The 24,481-nt window shown below is 31.2% G+C and carries 27 protein-coding genes; 15 read left to right on the top strand and 12 right to left on the bottom strand.

Annotated elements, in window-relative coordinates; translation table 11 throughout:
- The first annotated feature begins 154 nt into the window (after positions 1-154).
- A complete protein-coding gene (locus JM82_RS05805; RefSeq protein ID WP_261375330.1) occupies positions 155-1,195 on the top strand; it encodes a hypothetical protein in 1,041 nt (346 codons plus the stop codon).
- Between the two features lie 49 nt (positions 1,196-1,244).
- On the opposite strand, the gene JM82_RS05800 is transcribed toward JM82_RS05805, so the two are convergent.
- The 3 genes from JM82_RS05800 to JM82_RS05790 all read right to left on the bottom strand — a co-directional run bounded on the left by JM82_RS05800 (position 1,245) and on the right by JM82_RS05790 (position 3,102).
- On the bottom strand, positions 1,245-2,030 hold the full coding sequence (locus JM82_RS05800) for a TerC family protein (RefSeq protein WP_145001779.1): 786 nt from the start codon (positions 2,028-2,030) through the stop codon (positions 1,245-1,247).
- Positions 2,031-2,033: 3 nt separating this feature from the next.
- The gene (locus tag JM82_RS05795) at positions 2,034-2,408 is read right to left on the bottom strand and encodes a DNA topoisomerase IV (RefSeq protein WP_099569405.1); all 375 of its coding nucleotides are present in this window, start codon (positions 2,406-2,408) and stop codon (positions 2,034-2,036) included.
- A gap of 256 nt (positions 2,409-2,664) precedes the next feature.
- Positions 2,665-3,102, bottom strand: a complete 438-nt coding sequence (locus tag JM82_RS05790) for a helix-turn-helix domain-containing protein (RefSeq protein ID WP_145001778.1) — start codon at positions 3,100-3,102, stop codon at positions 2,665-2,667.
- A gap of 313 nt (positions 3,103-3,415) precedes the next feature.
- Here JM82_RS05790 and JM82_RS05785 point away from each other — a divergent pair, with 313 nt between their 5' ends.
- The 3 genes from JM82_RS05785 (at position 3,416) to JM82_RS05775 (ending at position 5,703) form a co-directional block, all read left to right on the top strand.
- Complete coding sequence (locus tag JM82_RS05785; protein WP_145001777.1) at positions 3,416-4,552, top strand: M14 family zinc carboxypeptidase; 1,137 nt, start codon at positions 3,416-3,418, stop codon at positions 4,550-4,552.
- Positions 4,553-4,625: 73 nt separating this feature from the next.
- Positions 4,626-5,105 carry an Lrp/AsnC family transcriptional regulator gene (locus JM82_RS05780; protein ID WP_028282071.1) on the top strand — a complete coding sequence of 160 codons (480 nt, stop codon included), beginning with the start codon at positions 4,626-4,628 and terminating at the stop codon, positions 5,103-5,105.
- A gap of 82 nt (positions 5,106-5,187) precedes the next feature.
- Positions 5,188-5,703 carry a DinB family protein gene (locus tag JM82_RS05775; protein ID WP_145001776.1) on the top strand — a complete coding sequence of 172 codons (516 nt, stop codon included), beginning with the start codon at positions 5,188-5,190 and terminating at the stop codon, positions 5,701-5,703.
- Between the two features lie 2 nt (positions 5,704-5,705).
- Here JM82_RS05775 and JM82_RS05770 read toward each other — a convergent pair whose 3' ends face one another.
- Positions 5,706-6,020: a hypothetical protein gene (locus tag JM82_RS05770; protein ID WP_145001775.1), complete on the bottom strand. Its 315-nt coding sequence runs from the start codon at positions 6,018-6,020 to the stop codon at positions 5,706-5,708.
- Positions 6,021-6,106: 86 nt separating this feature from the next.
- Positions 6,107-7,171: a 3-dehydroquinate synthase gene (aroB, locus tag JM82_RS05765; protein ID WP_145001774.1), complete on the bottom strand. Its 1,065-nt coding sequence runs from the start codon at positions 7,169-7,171 to the stop codon at positions 6,107-6,109.
- 94 nt (positions 7,172-7,265) lie between these two features.
- Here aroB and JM82_RS05760 point away from each other — a divergent pair, with 94 nt between their 5' ends.
- On the top strand, positions 7,266-8,441 hold the full coding sequence (locus JM82_RS05760) for a proline dehydrogenase family protein (RefSeq protein WP_145001773.1): 1,176 nt from the start codon (positions 7,266-7,268) through the stop codon (positions 8,439-8,441).
- Here the strand turns inward: JM82_RS05760 and JM82_RS05755 are convergent.
- From JM82_RS05755 to JM82_RS05735, 7 genes are all read right to left on the bottom strand, one after another.
- Positions 8,438-8,821 (bottom strand): DUF4258 domain-containing protein, encoded by a 384-nt coding sequence (locus JM82_RS05755; protein WP_145001772.1) that lies wholly within the window; start codon positions 8,819-8,821, stop codon positions 8,438-8,440. The two genes, JM82_RS05760 and JM82_RS05755, sit on opposite strands and share 4 nt — an antisense overlap.
- A 22-nt stretch (positions 8,822-8,843) precedes the next feature.
- Positions 8,844-10,043 (bottom strand): alanine dehydrogenase, encoded by a 1,200-nt coding sequence (locus JM82_RS05750; RefSeq protein WP_145001771.1) that lies wholly within the window; start codon positions 10,041-10,043, stop codon positions 8,844-8,846.
- A gap of 54 nt (positions 10,044-10,097) precedes the next feature.
- Positions 10,098-10,241 carry a hypothetical protein gene (locus tag JM82_RS16335; protein WP_186439183.1) on the bottom strand — a complete coding sequence of 48 codons (144 nt, stop codon included), beginning with the start codon at positions 10,239-10,241 and terminating at the stop codon, positions 10,098-10,100.
- Positions 10,242-10,277: 36 nt separating this feature from the next.
- Positions 10,278-10,823 (bottom strand): hypothetical protein, encoded by a 546-nt coding sequence (locus tag JM82_RS05745; RefSeq protein ID WP_145001770.1) that lies wholly within the window; start codon positions 10,821-10,823, stop codon positions 10,278-10,280.
- A complete protein-coding gene (locus JM82_RS16330) occupies positions 10,765-10,908 on the bottom strand; it encodes a hypothetical protein (RefSeq protein ID WP_186439182.1) in 144 nt (47 codons plus the stop codon). The genes JM82_RS05745 and JM82_RS16330 overlap by 59 nt, the downstream gene beginning before the upstream one ends.
- Before the next feature lie 169 nt (positions 10,909-11,077).
- A complete protein-coding gene (tsaE, locus tag JM82_RS05740) occupies positions 11,078-11,491 on the bottom strand; it encodes a tRNA (adenosine(37)-N6)-threonylcarbamoyltransferase complex ATPase subunit type 1 TsaE (RefSeq protein ID WP_145001769.1) in 414 nt (137 codons plus the stop codon).
- A gap of 27 nt (positions 11,492-11,518) precedes the next feature.
- Positions 11,519-13,072, bottom strand: coding sequence for a bifunctional response regulator/alkaline phosphatase family protein (locus JM82_RS05735; protein ID WP_145001768.1), 1,554 nt, complete (start codon positions 13,070-13,072; stop codon positions 11,519-11,521).
- 37 nt (positions 13,073-13,109) lie between these two features.
- Here JM82_RS05735 and JM82_RS05730 point away from each other — a divergent pair, with 37 nt between their 5' ends.
- From JM82_RS05730 to fabG, 10 genes are all read left to right on the top strand, one after another.
- A complete protein-coding gene (locus tag JM82_RS05730; protein ID WP_145001767.1) occupies positions 13,110-14,339 on the top strand; it encodes an HD domain-containing protein in 1,230 nt (409 codons plus the stop codon).
- A gap of 25 nt (positions 14,340-14,364) precedes the next feature.
- Positions 14,365-15,393 (top strand): UDP-3-O-(3-hydroxymyristoyl)glucosamine N-acyltransferase, encoded by a 1,029-nt coding sequence (gene lpxD, locus JM82_RS05725; RefSeq protein WP_145001766.1) that lies wholly within the window; start codon positions 14,365-14,367, stop codon positions 15,391-15,393.
- The gene (locus JM82_RS05720; RefSeq protein WP_145001765.1) at positions 15,380-16,786 is read left to right on the top strand and encodes a bifunctional UDP-3-O-[3-hydroxymyristoyl] N-acetylglucosamine deacetylase/3-hydroxyacyl-ACP dehydratase; all 1,407 of its coding nucleotides are present in this window, start codon (positions 15,380-15,382) and stop codon (positions 16,784-16,786) included. The genes lpxD and JM82_RS05720 overlap by 14 nt, the downstream gene beginning before the upstream one ends.
- 10 nt (positions 16,787-16,796) lie before the next feature.
- Entirely contained in the window at positions 16,797-17,582 is a 786-nt protein-coding gene (lpxA, locus tag JM82_RS05715; protein ID WP_028282084.1) for an acyl-ACP--UDP-N-acetylglucosamine O-acyltransferase, read from the top strand.
- A gap of 23 nt (positions 17,583-17,605) precedes the next feature.
- The gene (efp, locus tag JM82_RS05710; protein ID WP_145001764.1) at positions 17,606-18,172 is read left to right on the top strand and encodes an elongation factor P; all 567 of its coding nucleotides are present in this window, start codon (positions 17,606-17,608) and stop codon (positions 18,170-18,172) included.
- Between the two features lie 11 nt (positions 18,173-18,183).
- Positions 18,184-19,119 (top strand): UDP-3-O-(3-hydroxymyristoyl)glucosamine N-acyltransferase, encoded by a 936-nt coding sequence (locus tag JM82_RS05705; RefSeq protein WP_145001763.1) that lies wholly within the window; start codon positions 18,184-18,186, stop codon positions 19,117-19,119.
- Positions 19,120-19,512, top strand: coding sequence for a nuclear transport factor 2 family protein (locus JM82_RS05700; protein ID WP_145001762.1), 393 nt, complete (start codon positions 19,120-19,122; stop codon positions 19,510-19,512).
- Between the two features lie 96 nt (positions 19,513-19,608).
- Complete coding sequence (gene sucD, locus JM82_RS05695) at positions 19,609-20,481, top strand: succinate--CoA ligase subunit alpha (protein WP_145001761.1); 873 nt, start codon at positions 19,609-19,611, stop codon at positions 20,479-20,481.
- A gap of 106 nt (positions 20,482-20,587) precedes the next feature.
- The gene (locus JM82_RS05690; protein ID WP_145001760.1) at positions 20,588-23,557 is read left to right on the top strand and encodes a M16 family metallopeptidase; all 2,970 of its coding nucleotides are present in this window, start codon (positions 20,588-20,590) and stop codon (positions 23,555-23,557) included.
- 163 nt (positions 23,558-23,720) lie between these two features.
- Positions 23,721-24,467 carry a 3-oxoacyl-[acyl-carrier-protein] reductase gene (gene fabG, locus JM82_RS05685; protein WP_145001759.1) on the top strand — a complete coding sequence of 249 codons (747 nt, stop codon included), beginning with the start codon at positions 23,721-23,723 and terminating at the stop codon, positions 24,465-24,467.
- The last annotated feature ends 14 nt before the right edge of the window (positions 24,468-24,481 follow it).

Below are 24,481 nucleotides of genomic sequence, written 5' to 3'. Positions count from 1 at the left end.
ATTGCATATGACCGAATATTTGCCAAACAAGATCTTTAAATCAGGCTTGTTACCATAGCCAATAACGTTAACAATATCATAAAATTTAAAATATTAAAAACTGCTTTTAGAGTGTTTACGTACATACTTATAAACCAATAAATATTTTAAAATTATGAAAACATCAAATTTAGCAAAAAACACAATGTTATCCCTTTTCGTTGCGGCAGCACTAGTATCTTGTAGTGATGATGATAACGATGCAATAGTCATTAACGATGGTGAACCTACTTCAGTAAAGTTATATACTTCTAATAATGCAGATGGTAATATTACAATTTATGATGTTACAGATCAATCTGCTGTAACGTCTAAAACATTAATTACAACTAGTATTGCTGCAGACGGAGTATATTATAATGCAACAAACGATTTTTTATTACAAGCTTCTAGAACAGATTTGGGATTAGAAGGTTATAATAATACAAGTAGTTTGGTTTCTGGCGCTACGTTAACAGTAGATGTGGATGGAACCAATGATATGCAAAGTCCAAGAGAAGTTGCTGTTAATGGCAATTTTATAGTGGTTGCAGATAATGCAGATGTGGATGGAGATCCATTAACTCCAGACGGAAGATTATACGTTTACACAAAAGATGGTAACACAATTACATTGCGTAATACTATTACAACGTCGTTTAAATTATGGGGAATAACGTTTGATAACAATAATCTTTATGCTGTAGTGGATGCTACAAATGAGTTAGCAGTGTTTTCGGACTTTTTATCTAACACAACAGATATGACTTTGGCAGCTACTAAACGAATTGCTGTAGAAGGAATTGTTAGAACACATGGTTTAACTTTTGATGCTAGTTCTGATGTTATGATATTAACAGATATTGCAGATGCTGCAAATGGTCAAGATGATGGAGGTTTTCATTACATCGAAAATTTTACATCAAAGTTTAATGCTGTAGCTAATGGTGGAACTTTAGAAGTGTCACAACAAGTTAGAGTATCAGGTGCTTCAACATTATTAGGTAATCCTGTAGATGTTGCTTATGACGCATCAACACAAACTGTTTACATTGCAGAAGCAGGTAATGGAGGCGGAAGAATTTTAGCGTTCAATAATTTTGAAGCAGGAGGAAACATTACTCCTTTTATTAATAATAGTTTAGCAGCTGCATCAGCAGTATATTTGTCTAAATAATTTAAACTTATTAAATAAAAAAAAGACCATCGTTAGATGGTCTTTTTTTTTATTTCTTTTTAGAAATTTTTTGATTTAAAAACTCTATAAATAACGAGAAGGCTATAGCAAAATACAGATAACCTTTAGGTATAGCTCCAACCGTTTTGTCAAAAAAGGTAGTGTGCGATAGGTGACCAGCTTCGGTAATTAACATAAACCCTATTAAGATTAAAAAGGATAGTCCTAAAATTTGAATACTTGGATTGGCGTCTATAAAACGTCTTATTTTATTAGCAAAAGCAATCATTATAATAATGGATATTACTACAGCAATAATCATTAAAATCAAATTATGATTATGGTTAGTAGATAATCCATTGGTCATACCAACTGCTGTTAAAATACTATCTATTGAAAATATAAAATCTATTATTAAAATCTGAACAATAGCTTGTTGCAAGGATTTAATTGGTTTGCTTTTTACTTCGTCTTCATCATGTGATGGTGTTTCTACTTTCTCTCTAATTTCCGAAGTAGATTTATATATTAAAAATAATCCTCCAAAAAATAAAATTAATGCTTGCCAACTTAATTCCAGATGCATCCAATTAAAATCTATTTTGTAAAAAGGCTCGGACAATCCTACCAAAAAGGATACAAAAAACAGTAAGATTATACGTTGTACCATTGCTAGTAGTAGTCCAATGTTTGTTACTTTGTTTCGTTGGTCTTCTGGAAGTTTATTTGCAGCAATAGAAATAAAAACAATATTATCAATCCCTAATATTATTTCTAAGAAAGTTAAAGTTAATAATGCAAAAATAGCATCACTAGAAAGTAGAAAGTCTAACATGTTTTATTTTTTAATATAAGCTATACCTTTTTGTTTATTGGTCTCTCCAACATAAGAATATTCAAAAGTATAAGAAGTATCTGTAGTGACTAAAACTTTAAGATGTACATCTTTACGTTCAGCCATATTTTTAGGATTTATAGTTTTGTAAATGACTTCACAATCATTTACCCACCTTACCAATGTACTATCAACTTTACCTTCATATGTTTCTATTTGTAAACTATCTGTTCTAGTAAAGGTAGATTTATAAATTACATCTCCAACTTTAACTTCGCTATAAAATTGACCTGTTTTAAAGTCTTTGCAGTTTCGTTCCACTTTGTAGCAACTAAAAAAGCTAGTTAAAATAATAAGGTATATTAGTTTTAATTTCATCACATAAGGTTTACAACAAAATTAATTAAAAGTTTGATTATAATATCAAAAATTCAACCTTTCTATAATTCGCGTATTTGAAAATTTTATGTACCTAACTACAAATTCGCGAAATTTGAAAATGGTGACAAAAAGTTGAAAAGGTGAACAAATTTAAATTTTTAAAAATTTATGACGTCTGCGTTCGTTTTTTTAAAATTCACAAAACAGAAATTTTATTCAAAAGAAAATGAAAAATAAAAAAGAGGCGTCTTAATTAAGAATTTTCAAAATTTGAAAAACTTCCATCAGAATAAAAAATTACGATGCGTTCAATAATTTTTCCGTTAGAAGATTTTTGATTTAAATTTTGTAGTAAATCAGAATTTTTAGTTTCTACTGGATTTTCATTTTTTGTATTAGAAAATAAATCTTGATCTTCATTTTTAGAAATTGGTGCAATTGGTGTTTGTCGGTTTTTAGTTTCACTTTTTGGAAATTCACCTTTTCCATTCATCAACCAATACAATTCTACTTCCTCAAAAGAGGAGAGCACTTTCAATACAAATTCTAAACTTGGTTTGTTTCTACCTGATAATATATGTGATATGCTAGAGCGTTGCACACCAATTTTTTCGGCAAAAGAAGAGGCATTCTCACCGTAATAATCCATGACTTTTTGAAGTCTTTTAGAAAAATCTGCATTGTTTATCATAACGATACAAATGTAAACATTTAATCTGAACAATCGATGTTACAAATGTAAATATTGTAACTATTAAAGGTTAATTAGCATAGCTATCGCGTAAATAATATTAAATAAAAACTTTAAATGTAATGCATTAACTACCTGAAAAATAGTATTTTAAAATAGTTTTGTAAGAATCAGAACTAATTGATTATTAGCGTTATAGTATTTGCCTTTTAAATCACCATAAATGTTTACATAAGTAAATTACAAATGTAAATTCTGTTGGTTACAATTGTAAATAACTATTTGGTTACATTTGTAAACTAATAAAACAACTATGGATAATCAATTATTAAATACGTTATATACTACCTATAAAGTGGCTGCGTTGTATGGACGTTATATTCAGTTAAAAGACATTGCTCCGCTTATAAATAATCTACCTGAATTTTGTAAAGTAGAAGTTATTGGTAAATCTGTTTTGGGTGAAAGTATTTCTTCTATAACAATTGGTAATGGACCAATTAAAGTGTTAATGTGGTCACAGATGCACGGAAATGAATCTACGACTACAAAAGCGGTATTTGATATGTTAAATAGTTTTAGTGATGTTAGTATGCAATCACTTTTAGAGGCATGTACACTTAAAATCATACCTATGTTAAATCCAGATGGCTCTGCAGCTTATACTAGGCTAAACGCTAATGCTGTAGATTTAAATAGGGATGCACAGGATTTATCCCAGCCTGAAAGTGTTGTTTTAAACACTTGTTTTAAATGCTTTAAACCCGATTATTGTTTTAATCTTCATGGACAACGTACTATGTTTAGTGTTGGTGATACTAATAAACCTGCGACTTTATCTTTTTTGTCTCCATCGCAGGATAAACATAGAAGTGTTACTACAACTAGGCAAAAAGCTATGCATGTTATAAGTGCTATTAATATGGGTTTACAAGATGATTTACCTAATCAAATTGGGAGGTATGACGACGGTTTTAATATTAATTGTGTTGGTGATGCGTTTCAAAGCTTAAATTCGCCTACAATCTTGTTTGAAGCAGGACATTATAAAGATGATTACAATAGGGAAGTAGTACGAGGTTTTGTTTTTAAAGCTCTTTTACTAGCTTTGAATTATATAGTTAGTGAGGATAAGCAGCGGTTTGATGTGACACATTATAATGCTATCCCAGAAAACGGAAAGCGATTTTATGATGTAATTATACGTAATGCACAATTTAAAGATCAGATATTAGATATTGGTATTAATTATCAGGAACGATTGCTTAATAATGCAGTAAAGTTTATGCCTAAAGTTGTTGCTATTACAGATTTATCTAAATTTTATGGTCATAAAGAAATAGATGCTAGCCACAATAACGTTCTAAATCACGATAATAAGTTGATATCTATAGATTACGAAAACGATTTCGTTGTTATTACTAATGTGAAATTATCATTAAATCTTTAAAAATTTACAATTTTAATGTATAAAATTCATTAAAAATGTTTTAATTTTGTCTATTATTTAATAAAAACATAAAATGGCAAAGTTTAAACTAGACGAAATTGATCATCAGATTCTTGATATGTTGATAGAAAACACAAGAGTTCCTTTTACAGATATAGCTAAAAAATTATTAATTTCAGCTGGTACAGTTCACGTTAGAGTGAAAAAGATGGAAGATGCAGGGATAATTAAAGGATCGTCATTAACGCTTGATTATCGTAAATTAGGGTATTCATTTATAGCTTACGTAGGTGTGTTTTTACAAAATACTTCTAAAACATCTTTTGTTTTGGAGCGTATAAACGAAATTCCTTTTGTGACTGTAGCGCATGTTACTACAGGCAAATTTAATATCTTTTGTAAAATTAGAGCTAGAAACACTGAGCATGCAAAGGATGTAATCTTTATGTTAGATGACATAGAAGGTGTTTACAGAACAGAAACAATGATATCTTTAGAAGAAAGCATTAACGATAAAAAACGTTTAATGCACAGTATTTTTAACGAATTGTAATGCATTAAAAAAACACTTATTAAAATTTAAAACGCTTCAATATTGAAGCGTTTTTTGTTTATTTAGATTAAATTTTAAAATTATGACCATATCAGATTTAAATGACACGGAATATATTCCTTATTTTAAAGGGTATATTGATAATGCTAATGGACTTAAGTTGTTGCCAGGATTGCAATCTAGTTTTGATGAAGCTCTTCTTTTTTTTCAATCTATTGATGAAGATAAATTAAGTTATAGATATGCAGAAGGTAAGTGGACTATTAAAGAGATTATTTGTCATTTAATTGATACTGAGCGTATATTTTGTTACAGAGCATTACGTTTTGCTAGACAAGATAAAACAGTGTTGTCGGGCTTTGATGAAAATGAATATGTGGAGTATTCTGGTGCAGATGATAGGACTATTGATAGCTTGTTAGAAGAGTATAAAAGTGTTAGGCAGGCTAGTATAGCGCTGTATAATAGCTTTAGTCAAACAACGTTGTTATCCAAAGGTGTAGCTGGCTCAGGACATGTATCTGTTAGAGCATTAGGCTTTTTAATAATTGGTCATGAAAAACATCATATACGTATTATTAAAGAGCGTTATTTGTAGCTTTATTCTTCTTCATCAGATAAAATCAAATTGCTGTCAAGTTGTTTTTGGTTAAAATCTACAACAACATGACCATCGCTATTTGTTTCTAAGTTAATTTCAGAATCAAAATTGGTCATCGTGTAATGTAATTTACAGCTAACCTTGACTAAATAGATCGTATCTTTAGTTTGGACTTCAACAGCTTCAATAGTTTCATTGTTATGATTGTCAAAGGTGATAATATCTTTATCGCCATAACCATCCGGAAACTTTTGAGTGAGTAAATTTAGTACCTCAGGTGTTAATTTTTTATAATCTACAATAACTTTTCGCATACCAATATATTTTAAATTAAACTGGTTAGAATAGTTCTGTAACATAGCAATTAACTAAAATTACAAATTATTTTAATGCAAACGTATTATTCGTTGTAAAATTTAAAAGAATTGATTATCAAGTCATTATCTACTATGCAATTGATTTTTGGTTGCCCAATAGCTTCTAATAATACAAAATTGATATTACCTTTTTCGTTTTTCTTGTCAAACTTCATTAAATCAATAATAGCCTCGAGATCTTCTGTTGGAATATCTACTTTGTCATATATCTTTATTAAACTGTTTTTAATGTCGATAACCTTTTCTTCAGGAAAGTTAATTAGTTTAGAAGATAAGTAAACTTCCAAAATCATACCTATCGCTATGGCTTCTCCATGCAGTAAAGCTTTAGTCTCATGGTTTAAATAAAACGACTCAATTGCATGACCTAGTGTATGTCCAAAATTTAAAGATTTTCTAAGATTTTGCTCGGTTGGATCTTGTTCTACAATTGCTTTTTTAATCAAAACAGAGTCATAAATTAGCTGATCCAAATCTTCAAGTGTTAATTTAGATAAGGCTGTTAACTTATTGTAATATAATTCATTGTGTATTAATCCATGTTTAAGCATTTCTGCTAAACCAGAACGCATTTCTCTGCTTGATAAAGTAGAAAGGTAACTAGTATCGATTAACACCATATTAGGTGTTTTAATGATGCCTATTTGATTTTTTATGTGGTCTAAGTCTACGCCATTTTTACCTCCAATTGACGCATCAACCATAGATAAAAGTGTGGTCGGAATATTTACAAATTGTATACCTCTTTGATAAGTACACGCCACAAAACCACCTAAATCCGTAACAACACCTCCTCCTAAATTAATCATAAAAGATTTTCGGTCTGCGCTTAACTCGGATAACGTTTGCCAAACACCCAAACAAGTTTCGATGTTTTTATGTTTTTCGCCAGCTTCAATTTCAATTATTTCAATAGTCAAATCTGTTGTTAATTCTGATAACAACTTAGGTAAGCAAAGGGTTGACGTATTGCTGTCTACTAAAATAAAAATATTTGAAAACGTATTTTCAGAGATGTAAGTATTTAATGCAGAGTAGCTATTTTGATTAAATTGTATGCTGTAATCTTGGGTTTTAATAGGAGTCATAAATGCGTAAAAACGTTAATGGGTAAAATTAATAGTTTTTTTAAAAAATAAGACTAATGAGTAGTATATTTGTGCTGTCAAAATTAAAATTATTATGTTGGACAACACTATTTTTGAAAACACTGAAGTTGCATTCAAGCTTAAAAGCAATACTGAGTTAGATCGTGCTTACTTTTTGTTTAAAATGATATCTAATCAACCCTTAGTTAGAATAGGTACAGCAGCTACAAATTTTGCTTTAAAAGCACATTTACCTGTAGAAGGCTTGATTAGAGCGACTGTTTTTGATCATTTTTGTGGTGGAATAAATGAACAAGACTGTTTGCCAGTTATTGATAAAATGTATACTGCAGGTGTTTGTTCGGTTTTAGATTATTCTGTTGAAGGTAAAGCTGTCGAAAATCAATTTGATTCTGCTAAAGAAAAAATAATGAAGCTTGTCGAGTTTAGCGATAAGAAAGACGCTATGCCAATTGTAGTCTTTAAACCAACAGGTTTAGGTCGTTTATTTTTGTTTCAGAAAAAAGGAGAAAGAAAAGCTTTTACTGATGCTGAGCAGCAAGAATGGGATAGAGTAGTGGCTAGATATCACGCCATTTGTAAAATAGCAAAAGAAAGAGATGTTGAAGTTTTGATTGATGGCGAAGAAAGTTGGATGCAAGACGCTGCAGATGATTTAGCGGTAGAAATGATGAAGGTTTATAATACAGATAAACCTATTGTTTATAATACCTTACAAACGTATAGACACGATCGTTTAGCCTTTTTAAAAGTATCGCATGAGCGTGCTAAATCTGAAGGTTATACTTTAGGTTATAAGATTGTTAGAGGTGCTTACATGGAGAAAGAGCGTGAACGTGCTAATGATAAAGGTTATGAATCACCGATTTGTAAAGACAAAATCACGACCGACAGAAACTTTAATGATTGCTTATTGTATATTTTAAATAATTTAAATACAATCTCAATATTTATTGGTACACACAACGAAGAAAGCTCTTTATTAGCCTTAAAACTAATGACAGAATTAGGAATAAGTAAAGATGATAATCGTGTTTGGTTTGGTCAATTATATGGTATGAGCGATCATATTAGCTTTAATCTAGCTGCGCATGGTTATAATGTTGCAAAATATTTGCCTTTTGGACCAGTTAAAGACGTGATGCCATACCTAATTAGACGTGCAGAAGAAAACACATCTGTTGCTGGACAAACAGGACGAGAGCTTACTTTATTAAAAAAGGAGCGTAAAAGACGAAAATCTAATTAATCTAGAACTTTTATAGTTTGCAAGGTTGCAATGCTATCACAGTTTTCTATATAAAATTCGTAGTTTTTACTGTCTTTAGTTTCACCATAAATAAAATACATACCACAAGGTTCTTTTCTAGGTTCACTTTTAGAAAAATCTACATCTCCTTTTTTAAGGATGTAACTTATTGCAGAGGTGTCAATAGCTTTTGTGTCTAAAAGTGCTTGACTGTCTGCAGAGAAGTGTAGTGTTTTTGTACGTATATTCTTTAAGACTCTTCCTTCTGGACCATAATTATACTCGCAAGAGACACCTCTTCCGTTTAAGAAAAAAGCTAATAAAACTAAACCAATAGAGAATCCACCTAAATAGTAACCAATTCTGTGTAATATTTTCATTCTAATAAATTGAATTGCAAATTTAGAATATTAATAGGTTTATATCACTATGATTTAAGTCAAACCATTCGCCAACTGCACGACTTGTTAAAATTCCGTGATAATAATACAATCCATTTTTTAAACCTTTATCAAATCTAATAGCGTGTTCTAAACCTCCATTATCTGCAATTTCTAATAAATAAGGCGTAAAAATATTACTAATAGAAGCAGAAGCGGTTCTAGAGTAGCGAGCAGGAATATTTGGTACGCAATAGTGGATTACGCCATTTTTAATATAGGTTGGGTTATTATGTGTCGTAATTTCGCTAGTTTCAAAACAGCCTCCCATATCAATGCTTACATCAATAATTACGGATCCTTTTTTCATGCTTTCCACCATGGTTTCAGACACAATAATTGGTGCTCTATCTTTTCCTCTTACAGCTCCAATGACTACGTCACAGCGTTTTAAGGCTTTACTTAAATATTTAGGTTGAATTGTGGATGTGTACAATGTGCGTCCAAGATTAGCTTGTAAACAACGTAATTTTGTAATAGAATTGTCAAAAACCTTAACATTAGCACCAAGTCCAACAGCGCTTCTGGCAGCAAACTCGCCAACGGTTCCAGCACCTAGAATAACCACTTCTACAGGAGGAACACCACTAATATTTCCAAACATTAAACCATTACCATTACTAGAATTACTCAATAACTCCGCAGCAATCAGTACGGAAGCAGTTCCAGCAATTTCGCTTAAAGCTCTAACCGCAGGATATGCACCATCCGCATCACGAATAAATTCAAAAGCTAAAGCAGTGATTCGTTTTGCAGCTAGTTTTTCAAAATATTTTTTAGATTGTGTCTTAATCTGTAAAGCAGAGATTAAGGTGGTTTGAGGATTAATTAATTCTAATTCGTCTAAAGTAGGTGGTTCTACTTTTAAAATCATTGGGCAAGAATACACTTTTGCAGTATCTTTTGTGACTTCAGCTCCAGCTTCGCTATAATCTTTATCGCTAAAATTAGAGCCTTTACCAGCTTCAGACTCAATTAAAACACGATGACCATTACTAACAATTGCTGATACAGCGTCAGGAGTAAGGCAAACACGTTTTTCTTGAAATGCAGTTTCTTTAGGAATACCAATAAATAAACTGCTTTTGTGTTTAAAAATTTCTAAAGTTTCCTCTTGAGGTAATAATTCTGCTTTTGAAAATGGAGACAGTGGTTTAGACATTATTAATGTGGTTTTTAAAACTGAAACAAATTACAAATTATTGTAATTAAAGCATTAAAAATAAAGTCTTATTTTTTCCCAAAAGGTTGTAGGCTTTTTAAAAAGCTCTTCTTCTTGTTCTTCTAAGGTTTTATTAGCCTTAGCATTGTTAAATAAATTTTGAACAAAACTATTAATAATATAGTAGGTTTTAAGCATTTTAAGTAGGGTAGTATGGGGGTTTTTAGGGTGGTATTAAAAATATTGTTTAATCTTTCCCCAAAACGTTTTTGGTTTAAATGTTAATTCGTCTTCTAGGTCTTGTATTGTTTTGTCAACCGTATTTAATCTATTAAATATTCTAGCTCTAACTAAATATATTGATGGAATAATTATTGCCATAAATGGTAGCATATGAATTAAATTAAATTCATCAAAATAATATGTGTTATTTAAGGCAAAATGTATTAATTGATAACTATACATCATAATTGGTACTAATAATGCATGATACCACCAGTGTCGACAGGTAAAGAACCAAATAAATAGCAGTAGTAATGGAATTAACTTACCTGTTATTGTCCAAACAACAATTTGAACATTTTCGTAAACTACACTATTAAATTTGTAAAAAAAAGTGTCCCAAACTTGTTGGTCTGGAACACTTTCATAAATGTAAAACAGATAAGGAGTTAAAGCAATGAATGTTGCTATAATCGAACCTGAAATTATTATTTTTCTATTAACCTGCTGGTGGGATTTTGATTTTTCTTCCGTCGATTTCTGTTGTTTGTTGTCCATTTAAATCAATAAGATTTGTTGCTTGTGCAGTGAATAATACACCACCAAAAATAGCTAATGCTATTACGTACTTTTTAGTTTTCATTTTGTTAGGGATTTAATTAATTATACCTCTAAAGTATATAAAATCTCTAATCAAAAATAGGCCAAATGTTAAAATTATGTTAAAATCAAGCTTTTTTTAATTTCTTGTTGTGGTTTAAACCACACTTGGTCAAAAATACACTATTTATTGAAAGAAAAAAGAGATTTTTTTAATCATTATTGGTTAGCGTGAGCTCGCGAGTCGTATTTTCTGACAATACAATTTGAATGGTGGTAAACTGGTCTTGTAGCAAGGGTTTTAGAAGATTTGGCCATTCTACAAAAATGTAATGATCTGAGTATATATAAGTTTCTATACCAAAGTTGTATAACTCTTCTTCATCCTCAACACGATAAAGGTCAAAATGAAAGATGTTATCATTTAAACCTTTATACTCATTAACTAATGAAAACGTTGGGCTGCTAACTAGGTCGTCGCTACCCAATAAGCTTACAAGTGTTTTTATTAATGTTGTTTTACCAACACCCATGTCACCTTCAAACAATATTATTTTAGAGGTTGCTGCTTCTAAGACTTGTTTTGCAACTGTTTCTACTTGTTCTATATTATATTGTATAGTCACTTTAAACTTTTTTTTTGCAAAAATATATTATTTAGGACTTAATACTACAAAAGGTATAATCATTTCTTCTAAAGATACACCACCATGTTGGTAAGTGTTTCTGTAGTAACTTACATAATGATTGTAGTTATTTGGGTAAGCAAAAAATAAATCACTTTTTGCAAATATAAATGAGCTATTCATATTAATAGAAGGCAAATGGATTGTTTTTGGATCTTTAGCAGCTAGGACGTCTTTGTTTTCGTAGCTTAAACTACGACCTGTTTTGTAGCGTAAGTTTAAACTTGTGTCTCTGTCTCCAATAACTTTTGATGGGTTTTTAACATTTATGGTTCCGTGATCTGTTGTAATTATAAGTTTAAATCCCATGTGTTGGGCTTGCTGTATCATTTCTAATAAAGGTGAGTTTTTAAACCAACTTTGAGTTAAACTTCTATAAGCTTTATCGTTAGAGGCTAATTCTTTGACGACATCCATTTCTGTTTTAGAGTGCGAAAGCATATCTACAAAGTTATAAACCACAACAGTTAAATCGTTTTCTTTAAGACCTTTAAAGTTATCTGCTAGTTTTTTTCCAGACGCAAGATTGGTAATCTTATAATATTCATGTTTAAGGTTTGTAAGTCCTAAACGCTTCATTTGGGCATTTAAAAAGTCAGCTTCATGTAAGTTTTTACCACCTTCATCTGTATCGTTTTTCCAATATTCTGGATGTAGTTTTTCCATGTCACTTGGCATCAACCCAGAGAAAATAGCATTTCTGGCGTATTGAGTGGCTGTAGGTAAGATGCTATAAAAGGCTTCTTCTTTTTGCTTTTTGTAGTGGTTGTTTACAAAAGGTTCAAACGCTTTCCATTGGTCGTATCTTAAATTATCAACGACTACTAATAAGGTTGGTTGCTCTTTGCTTAGTTCTGGCGCAATTTTTTCTCTAAATAAGGTATGTGATAAAATTGGAGCATCAGTGTTAGGCTCAAACCATGAAGGGTAATTTTTGTCAATAAATTTACCAAACTGTGTGTTAGCTTCGTTTTTTTGAGACTCTAAAATTTCAAACATACTAGGGTCTTCAATGTCTTCTAATTGAATTTCCCAATAAATTAGCTTTTTGTAAAGATCTACCCATTCTTCATAACTATTAACCATGGACATATCCATCGCAATTTTTCTGAATTCTTGTTGATAATTAGAGGTTGTCTTTTCAGACACCAATCTAGAATGATCTAAGTTTTTCTTTAAACTAAGTAGTATTTGGTTTGGATTTACTGGCTTTATAAGGTAATCGGCAATTTTATTACCAATAGCCTCTTCCATAATATATTCTTCTTCACTTTTAGTAATCATCACTACAGGAAGTGTGTCTTGTTTTTCTTTAATTTCGTTTAAAGTTTCTAAACCACTTAATCCAGGCATGTTTTCGTCTAAAAAAACAATATCAAATTTTTTCTCCTCTAAAATTTCTAAAGCTTCTGTTCCGCTATTACAAGTGGTTACTTTATAGTTTTTTTGTTCTAAAAAGATGATATGAGGCTTTAATAGATCTATTTCGTCATCAACCCAAAGAATATTTATATTGTTCATGTATATTTGTGTATATTAATTAAATAAAGGATTAAGCTTGAAAGCAAGTAACAAACTTAAAATACTAAACGATCCAATTTACGGATTTATTACTATACCAAATTCTATAATATTTGATTTAATAGAGCATAAATATTTCCAACGACTGCGACGTATCTCTCAAATGGGTTTGTCCTATTTAGTATATCCAGGTGCGCATCATACACGTTTTCATCACGCTATTGGTTGTATGCATTTAATGCAAAAAGCAGTGCAAGTGCTTCGTTTTAAAGGGGTTGAAATTTCTGAAGACGAAGAAAAAGCGCTTTATATAGCTATTTTATTACACGATATTGGTCATGGACCATTTAGTCATGCAATGGAACATAGTATTGTAAGTGGTGTTTCTCATGAAGAAATATCGTTGTTATTTATGGAAGCTTTAAATATTGAATTTAACGACGATTTAACACTTGCTATTCAGATTTTTAAAGGAGACTATCACAGGACCTTTATGTTGCAATTAATCTCTAGTCAAATTGATATGGATCGAGCAGATTACTTAAAACGTGATAGTTTTTATACTGGTGTGTCCGAAGGTAATATTAATAGTGAGCGTTTAATAACAATGCTTAATGTTAAAGATGATCAATTAGTTATTGAAGATAAAGGTATATATAGTGTAGAAAAATTTTTAGTAGCTAGACGCTTAATGTATTGGCAAGTTTATTTACATAAAACCAGCTTAGTCGCAGAGCAGTTATTAATACGAGTGCTAAAACGTGCTAAAGAATTGGTAGCAAAAGGCGTTTATCTAGAAGCAAGTAAACCGTTATCCTTTTTTTTGAAAAATGAAATTACTATTGACAAATTTGATGCAGATTGTCTAGAAACATTTGCTAAATTAGATGATTATGATATTGTTGCAGCAATGAAAAATTGGCAATATCATGATGACTTTGTTTTAAAAAATCTTTGCGAGATGATAATAAATAGACATCTTTTAAAAGTAAAAATAAAGAAAAAGCCTATTTCAAAAGACGTTTTAATAGCACATAAATCTAATTTGCAATCAAAATATAATATTACTGATGCAGATGCAGACTATTTTGTGTTTACAGGACAGATTAGTAATCAAGCATATTCAAGAAAAAAACAAAATATAAATATCTTACATAAAAATGGTAAAGTTGAGGATATAGTTAAGGCTTCAGACCAACTTAGCTTAAAAGCGTTGTCAAAACCAGTGACTAAATATTATATATGCTATCCAAAAGACCAACTTTAGCACATTTTTTCTATTTTTGTTGACAATGAAATTTACCGCAGAACAAATAGCAGGTATTTTAGATGGTGTCGTAGAAGGCAATCCTCAAGTAGAGGTATCTAAATTATCTAAAATAGAAGAAGGTGTAGAAGGCGCTTTGACCTTTTTGGCAAATCCAAAATACACACATTATATATATACTACAAAAGCATCAATTGCTATTGTAGCAAAAGACTTTGTACCTGAGCAAAACGTTAGTTGCACTTTAATTAAGGTGGATGACGCGTATAAGTCATTTTCAAAATTATTAGAGTATTACAATCAAGTAAAGCTAAATAAGTTTGGGATTGAACAACCAACATCCATATCCGATACAGCTAAAGTTGGAAAGGATATTTACATTGGTGCATTTACAGTAGTAGGTGACAACGTAAAAATTGGAGATAATGTAAAGATTTTTCCTAATTGTTATATAGGAGACAATGTTATAATTGACGATAATACAGTGTTGTTTTCTGGAGCAAAAATTTATTCAGACTGTGTGATTGGTAAAAATTGTGTAATTAATTCTGGAGCTATAATTGGAGCAGATGGATTTGGTTTTGTACCTGATGATCAAGGCGAGTATAGTAAAGTACCACAAATTGGAAATGTTATACTTGAAGATTTTGTAGATGTTGGAGCAGCTACAACCATTGACAGAGCTACTTTAGGATCTACAATAATTAGACGAGGTGTAAAATTAGATAACCAAATCCAAATAGCACACAACGTAGAAATTGGAAAAAACACAGTAATAGCTGCTCAAACAGGTATTGCAGGTTCAACTAAAATTGGCGAAAATTGCCAAATAGGAGGTCAAGTAGGTTTTGCAGGACATTTAACTATTGGAAACAATGTTAAAATACAAGCACAATCAGGAATAGGTAGAAATATTAAAGACAATGAGGTGTTACAAGGTTCGCCAGCATTTAGCTACGTGGATTGGAATAAATCTTATGTGTATTTTAAAAATCTTCCAAAATTAGCTAAAACAATAAACGAATTAGAAAAAAAAGGAAATGGGAATAATTAGTACTGACATAAAGCAAAAAACAATACTTAAGGAAGTATCCCTTAAAGGTGTTGGCTTACATACAGGAAAAGAGGTAACATTAACCTTTAAACCTGCACCAGTAAATGCTGGATTTTCTTTTAAAAGAATAGATTTAGAAGGAAACCCTGTTATAGAGGCAGATGCAAACTATGTGACTAACACACAACGTGGAACTTGTTTAGAAAAAAACGGAGTTACCATTCAAACGTGCGAACATGTATTAGCTGCTTTAGTAGGTTTAGATATAGATAATGCTATTTTAGAACTAGATAACTCAGAACCACCAATTATGGATGGATCTTCTAAGTTTTTTGTAGAAGCATTAGAAAAAGCAGGAATTGAAGAACAAGATGCCTTTAGAGAAGTGTATGACGTAAGCGATGTTATCTCTTACACAGATGAAGAGTCTGGTAGCGAAATTTTAGTAATGCCAGCGAAAGAGTATCAAATTACAACAATGGTTGATTTTGGGACTAAAGTATTAGGTACACAAAATGCAACATTAAATAATATGTCCGATTTTAAAAAGGACATATCAGATTCTAGGACGTTTAGTTTTTTACATGAATTAGAATCATTACTAGAGCATGGATTAATTAAAGGAGGTGATTTAAATAATGCTATCGTTTATGTAGATAAAGAATTGTCTGATTCTACAATGGAAAAATTAAAATCAGCTTTTAATAAAGATGCAATTGCTGTTAAACCAAATGGGATTTTAGATAACTTAACCTTACATTATCCTAATGAAGCAGCAAGACACAAACTACTAGATGTTATTGGTGATTTAGCTTTAATAGGAACACGCATTAGAGGTAAAGTAATTGCTAATAAACCAGGTCATTTTGTAAACACTCAGTTTGCGAAAAAAATGTCCAAATTAATAAAAAACGAAAGACGTAATAACGTACCAAATATTGATTTAAACCAAACTCCGGTTATGGATGTCAATCAAATTATGGACATGTTACCACATAGACAACCTTTTTTACTACTAGATAAGGTTTTTGAATTATCAGACAATCATGTTATTGGTCTTAAAAATGTGACCATGAACGAGGAGTTTTTTAAAGGTCACTTTCCAGGAGCACCAGTAATGCCAGGCGTTTTAATCGTAGAAGCTATGGCGCAAACAGGTGGTATTTTAGTTTTAAGTACCGTTCCAGACCCAGAAAATTATTTAACTTTTTTCATGAAAATGGATAATGTTAAATTCAAACAAAAAGTAGTGCCAGGTGATACGTTAATATTTAAATGTTCATTAATAACACCAATAAGACGTGGTATTTGCCATATGCAAGGTTATGCTTATGCAAACGGTAAATTATGTGCAGAAGCAGAATTAATGGCACAAATAACAAAAGTAAAATAATACTAAAAAAATGAACCAACCCCTAGCATACGTTCATCCAGGAGCGAAAATCGCAAAAAATGTGGTTATTGAGCCATTTACTACTATAAGCAATAATGTAATTATTGGAGAAGGTACGTGGATTGGTAGTAACGTAACAATTATGGAAGGCGCAAGAATCGGTAAAAATTGTAATATTTTTCCTGGTTCTGTAATTTCTGCGGTACCACAAGACTTAAAATATAATGATGAAGATACACTTACAATCATAGGTGATAATGTTACTATAAGAGAGTGTGTTACAATTAATAGAGGTACAACTGACAGAATGAAAACTGTTGTTGGAGATAACTGTTTAATAATGGCATATTGCCATATTGCTCATGATTGTATCGTAGGTAATAATTGCATATTTTCTAATAATTCAACTTTAGCTGGACATATAAATATAGGTGACTATGTTGTTTTGGCAGGTATGACAGCTGTACACCAATTCTGTTCAGTAGGTAGTCATGCTTTTGTAACAGGAGGATCTTTGGTGCGTAAAGATGTACCACCTTTTGTAAAAGCAGGTAGAGAGCCACTATCTTACGTAGGAATTAATTCTGTTGGTTTAAGACGTAGAGGTTATACCACTGAAAAAATTAGAGAAATACAGGACATATTCAGAATTTTATACCAAAAAAATTACAACAACTCGCAAGCTGCTGCTATTATTGAAGCAGAAATGGAAGCAACGACAGAAAGAGATGAAATTCTTCAGTTTATAAAGAATTCTCATCGTGGAATCATGAAAGGGTATTTCAAATCAAATTAAAAATTAAAAATTAAAAAATAAAAATGGCAACGACTTCAGATATTAGAAACGGACTATGTATTAGATATAACAATGATATCTATAAAATCATTGAATTTTTACATGTTAAACCAGGTAAAGGACCAGCATTTGTTAGAACAAAAATGAAAAGTGTAACTAACGGTAAAGTGTTAGATAATACGTTTTCTGCAGGTCATAAATTAGAAGATGTAAGAGTAGAAACACATAAATTTCAGTATTTATATAATGATGGCGAATTTTATCATTTTATGAATGAAGCGGATTATTCTCAAATTAGATTATTAGAGTCTGCTTTAGATACACCAGATTTAATGAAAGAAGGTGAAGTGGTTACTATTCAAATCAATTCAGAAGACAATATGCCACTTTCTGTAGATATGCCAGCAACCGTAATTTTAGAAGTAACAGCTACTGAGCCAGGAGTTAAAGGTAACACTGCTACTAATGCAACAAAACCTGCAACGGTAGAAACTGGAGCAACTGTTAACGTTCCTTTATTTATTAATGAAGGCGATAAAATTAAAGTTGAAACAGACAAAGGGACTTACAAAGAACGTGTAAAGGAATAGTCTGGAGTTAAATGAAATTTCCAAAGCCATATACATTACAAGACATTGCAAAAATTATAGACTGTACGTTTGTAGGAGATGCTAATTTTGAGGTGCTAGGCATGAACGAGATTCATGTAGTAACACCTGGAGATATTGTTTTTGTTGATCACCCAAAATACTATGATAAAGCCTTAAATAGTGCAGCTACCATTGTTTTAATTAACAAAGAGGTGGATTGTCCTAAAGGTAAAGCATTGTTAATTAGTGATGATCCTTTTAGAGATTTTAATAAACTTACGTCATATTTTAAACCATTTACTAGTTCAAATGTAGAGATATCAACATCAGCAAAAATTGGCGTAAATACAGTAATACAACCAAATTGTTTTATAGGTCATAATGTTACTATTGGAGATAATTGTGTAATCCATTCTAACGTAAGTATATACGACGACACGGTTATTGGAAACAATGTTACCATCCATGCTGGAAGTATTTTAGGTGCTAGTGCTTTTTATTATAAAAATAGACCAGAAGGATTTGATCAATTAAAATCTGGAGGTAGAGTAGTAATACAAGATAATGTAGATATTGGTGCATTATGTACTATAGATAAAGGGGTTACAGGAGACACGACCATTGGAGAAGGCTCTAAATTAGATAATCAAATCCAAGTTGGGCATGATACCGTTATTGGTAAAAAATGTTTAATTGCCTCTCAAACAGGTATTGCAGGATGTTGTATTATTGAAGATGAAGTTACACTTTGGGGACAAGTAGGAACAACTAGCGGAATTACAATAGGTAAAAAAGCTAATGTTTTAGGTCAAACAGGTGTGACAAAATCCATAGAAGGCGGAAAATCCTATTTTGGGACGCCAATTGAAGAATCAAGAGTAAAATTAAAAGAGTTGGCATATATTAAGCGAATTCCTGAAATAATTAAACAATTAAAAAACAAATAGATGTCAGCCAGAGCAATTGTAAAAGCCTTTTATAGTTTAGATTTAGCAAAAGCAGATAATGCGATTGAAATGTTTGATAAAAATTGTCAATTGCATTGGAATAGTAGTCAAGGATATACAGCCTTAGATTATAACGGTATTGACCAAAAGCTAAAGGAGGTTAGACAATCATTTGTGTCATTTACTTATAAATTAAGTCATTTACTAAAAGAAAATAATACCATTACAGCTAGATATACAGCCTATGCAGCTACAATTGAAAGACCTGATAAGGTGGAGCCAATAGCTCATTTTATTTCAATCTGGGAAGTAAAGGATGGACTTTTATATAAAGGATACGAAATAAGTCAATTATTTGATGAAAATCCTTCTAGTTTATCATCATATTCGTAAAATAAAATTTAAAATACTTTTAGTAATCGCAATCAAAAACTTACTTTTGCATAGCAAAGAACAATTCAACATAAAATTTCTTAATCAATACAAAACATGAGCGTTTTAGTAAACAAAGATTCAAAAATAATAGTTCAAGGATTTACAGGTAGTGAAGGTACTTTTCACGCAGGTCAAATGATTGAATACGGAACAAATGTAGTAGGTGGTGTAACACCAGGTAAAGGTGGTCAAACTCATTTAGACAGACCAGTTTTTAACACAGTGCAAGAAGCTGTAGATAAAGCAGGAGCAGACACTACAATCATTTTTGTACCACCAGCATTTGCAGCAGACGCAATAATGGAAGCTGCTAACGCAGGAATTAAAGTAATTATTTGTATTACAGAAGGTATTCCTGTAGCAGATATGATTAAAGCAGCAGCTTATATCAAAGACAAAGACTGTAGATTAATTGGACCTAACTGTCCAGGCGTTATCACTCCAGGAGAAGCTAAAGTTGGTATTATGCCAGGTTTTGTTTTCAAAAAAGGAAAAGTTGGTATCGTATCTAAATCTGGTACATTAACGTATGAAGCTGCGGATCAAGTTGTAAAACAAGGATTAGGAATCACTACTGCAATTGGTATTGGTGGAGACCCAATTATTGGAACAACTACAAAAGAAGCGGTTGAGTTATTAATTAATGATCCAGAAACTGAATGTGTTGTTATGATTGGTGAAATTGGTGGTCAATTAGAAGCAGATGCTGCTAACTGGTACAAAGCTTCAGGAAGTAAAAAACCTATCGTTGGTTTTATCGCAGGTGAAACTGCACCAGCAGGACGTACAATGGGTCATGCAGGAGCAATTGTAGGTGGATCTGATGATACAGCTCAAGCTAAAAAAGCAATTATGAGAGATTGTGGTATTCACGTAGTAGATTCTCCAGCTGAAATTGGTAAAAAAGTAGCCGAAGTTATGGCTTAAATTACTTAACACTAATGTGTTAAAATAATCCAAATAAATAAACGTTTAAAGTTCGTTAGCTTAATTTAGCTAACGAACTTTTTTTATTAACATAATCAACCAAAAAATGAAACATTTAAAACTAATTTTAGCTTTAGTTGTAATTACTTTTGTTGCTAGCTGCAAAAAAAGTAATTCGGATACAACCGCAGCTAAAACAGAAACACAAAAGGATGCCAATGGATTTAGTTATCAAAGCGTAGCTAATGACCCAACAGGATTAAGATTGTATACCCTAGATAATGGTCTAAAAGTATATTTAAGCAAAAACACCGATGAGCCTAAAATCCAAACTTACATTGCAGTAAGAGCTGGTTCTAATTACGATCCCAAAGAATCTACTGGATTAGCACATTATTTAGAGCACATGGTCTTTAAGGGTACCGATCAGATTGGTACAGTTAATTGGGAAACTGAAAAAAAATATCTAGACACTATTTCTAATTTATATGAAAAACATAGAGCTGAAAAAGATCCAGATAATAAACTAGCTATTTATAAAGAGATTGATCGAGTGTCTTTAGAAGCATCAAACTATTCAGTAGCTAATGAGTATGATAAAATGTCAAGCTCTTTAGGTGCTACAGGTACTAACGCTTATACTTGGTTTGAGCAAACAGTGTATACCAATAAAATTCCGGTAAACGAATTAGACAAATTTTTAGCACTAGAAAGCGAGCGTTTTGGACAAGTAGTCTTACGTTTATTTCATACAGAATTAGAAGCTGTTTTTGAAGAGTTTAATAGAGGCCAAGATAATGATGGTCGTAAACGTTATGCAGCTATGCTGGAAGGTTTATTCCCTAATCATCCTTATGGTCAGCAATCTACTATTGGTACTGCAGAGCATTTAAAAAATCCTTCTATGATAGATATTAATAACTATTTTGACAAATATTATGTACCAAATAATATGGCAGTCGTTTTAGTTGGTGATTTAGATTTTGAATCAACCATACAAAAAGTGAACAATACCTTTGGTAAGTTTGAAAGAAAAGAAGTAGAGCATCCTGTACTACCTAAGGAAGAGCCATTAACTGCAATAGTAGAAAACGAGGTGTATGGACCAACTGCAGAAAGTATTTCTATAGCCTACAGAACAGGCGGAGTTAATACTGAAGAAGAAAAACTTGTAACCTTAGCAGATATGATTTTGGCTAATGGTAACGCTGGTTTGATGGATTTAAATTTAAATCAAAAGCAATTAGTGCAATATGCTGGATCTTCAACAACATTTTTAAACGATTATGGTTATCATTCTTTAAGTGGATCACCTAAAGAAGGTCAGTCGTTAGAAGAGTTAAAAGGTTTAATGTTAGATCAAATTAACAAACTTAAAAAAGGTGAATTTGAAGATTGGATGATTGATGCAGTTATCAATGATCTTAAAAAATCTCAATTAAAGCAATTTGAAAGTAGTACAGCTGTAGCAGATGCTTATGTTGATGCTTTTATTCATAACGAACAATGGGAAGACAAAGTCCGTTTTTTAGACGACCTAAAAAAGATTACAAAACAACAATTGGTGGATTTTGCTAATTCATTTTACAAAGATAATTACGTTGTAACGTACAAACGTAAAGGTAATGACGACAAAATCGTAAAGGTACAAAACCCAGGAATTACACCTGTTAATCTTAATAGAGGTGCTAATTCTAAATATATCGAAGACTTTAATAAAATGGAGTCAGAAGCTTTAAAACCTGTCTATGTAGATTATGCTTCAGCTATTAAAACAACTAAAACCGATAGCGGAATTAAAGTGTCATATATTGAGAATGAATCAAATGATTTATTTGACTTAAACATCATTTTTGATATGGGAAGTGATAATGACAAAAAATTAGATTTAGCAGTAGGTTATTTAGAGTATTTAGGCACAGATAAATATTCAAATGAAGACTTGAAAAAAGAGTTTTATAAATTAGGAATAGATTATTACGTTAATACAGGTAATGAGCAAACTTTTATTGGTTTAAATGGGTTAAAAGAAAATCTTCCAAAAGGTCTTGAGCTGTTAGAAGAATTATTGGATAATGCTGTACCAAACCAAGAAGCATATAGTAAATACGTGCAATCTATTGCTAAAGGAAGACAAAATAATAAAACTAATAAAGGTAGTATTTTAAGAAGTGGTTTAATGAATTATGCTAAATATGGCGAAAATTCTAGCTTACGAAATATCATTCCTGTAACAGAATTAAATAGTATTAATCCTCAAGAATTAGTAAATCTAACCAAAGATTTAAAAAACTACAAACAGCGTATGTTTTATTACGGTAAAGATGTAGATAATGCAATTTCAGCTATAAATAAATCTCATAAAGTAAGTCAAGATCTTAAAGATTATCCTGAAGCAGTTACTTTTACAGAAAAAGAAACTGGAGGAAATGTGTATTTTGTAGATTTTGACATGGTACAATCAGAAATGATGTTTTTAGCAAAAGGAGAACCTTTTAAAGCAGAAAACATGGCTGCATCTACATTATTTAACACCTATTTTGGAGGAGGTTTATCCTCAATAGTTTTTCAGGAAATTAGAGAATCTAAATCATTAGCATATTCTGCATGGTCTAATTATAGTACTGCTAGAGAAAAAGACGATTCTAATTATGTAATGGCATACATTGGTACTCAGGCAAACAAAATGCCACAAGCAGTGGAGGCTATGATGGGATTAATGAATGATATGCCAGAGTCTGAAGCACAGTTTAATGCAGCTAAAGAGTCTACTTTAAAGCAAATAGCAGCACAACGTATTAATAAATCTAGTATTTTCTGGAGTTATGAAAGACTTCAAAAATTAGGAATCTCAGAGGATAACAGAGAAGCTATGTATAATGCAATTAAAGATATGACTTTAGCGGATTTACGCGAGTTTTTTAATAAAAACATAAAAGGAGAAGATTATAACGTTATGGTAATTGGAAACAAAAAAGATGTGGATTTAAAAGCTCTAAATAAATTAGGAAAAGTACAAGAGATGGATGTGGATTATTTATTTAATTACGAAAAACAAGAAGACGTTAAAATGTAATTAAAACAACATAAAGAGACTGCAAGAAGGCTATAGATTAAAACCTCATAATTGTATAAATTATGAGGTTTTTTTATACATAACAATTTGTAATTACTATATTTGAAATAGTAAACTAACAATATATTTTCGATTAAATCGAAAAACAAAAAATAGATCATAAATGAAACTTTTAGAAGGGAAAACAGCAATTATTACAGGTGCTTCCAGAGGTATTGGTAAAGGGATTGCTCAAGTATTTGCTCAGCAAGGTGCAAATGTAGCATTCACTTACAGTTCGTCTGTAGAGGCTGCAAACGAGTTAGAAAAAGAATTAAATGCTTTTGGTGTAAAAGCAAAAGGATATAAAAGTAACGCAGCAAGTTTTGACGAAGCACAGCAATTAGCAGAGGATGTTTTAGCAGAATTTGGTAGCATTGATGTGTTAATAAATAATGCAGGTATTACTAAAGATAACTTGTTAATGAGAATGGGTGAACAAGATTTTGATCAAGTAATTGAAGTTAATCTTAAGTCTGTTTTTAATATGACAAAAGCAGTACAACGTACTATGTTAAAGCAACGTAAAGGATCTATAATTAACATGAGTTCTGTAGTTGGTGTCAAAGGTAACGCTGGACAAACTAACTACGCAGCATCAAAAGCTGGTATTATTGGTTTTTCTAAATCTGTAGCTTTAGAGTTAGGCTCTAGAAATATTAGAAGTAATGTGATTGCACCAGGTTTTATCGAAACAGAAATGACTGCAAAGTTAGATGAAGAAACCGTTAAAGGATGGCGTAATGCTATACCACTTAAGCGTGGTGGTACACCAGAAGATATTGCTAATGTATGTGTGTTTTTAGCATCAGATATGTCTGCCTATGTAACTGGACAAACTATAAATGTTGATGGTGGAATGTTAACCTAAAATTGGGTTAGCCA

It is taken from the genome of Olleya sp. Hel_I_94 (assembly GCF_007827365.1).
In the GTDB taxonomy this organism is placed as follows: Bacteria; Bacteroidota; Bacteroidia; order Flavobacteriales; family Flavobacteriaceae; genus Olleya.
Note: the sequence above shows the minus strand (reverse complement) of the source record. Positions and strands in the feature narration are given on the sequence as shown.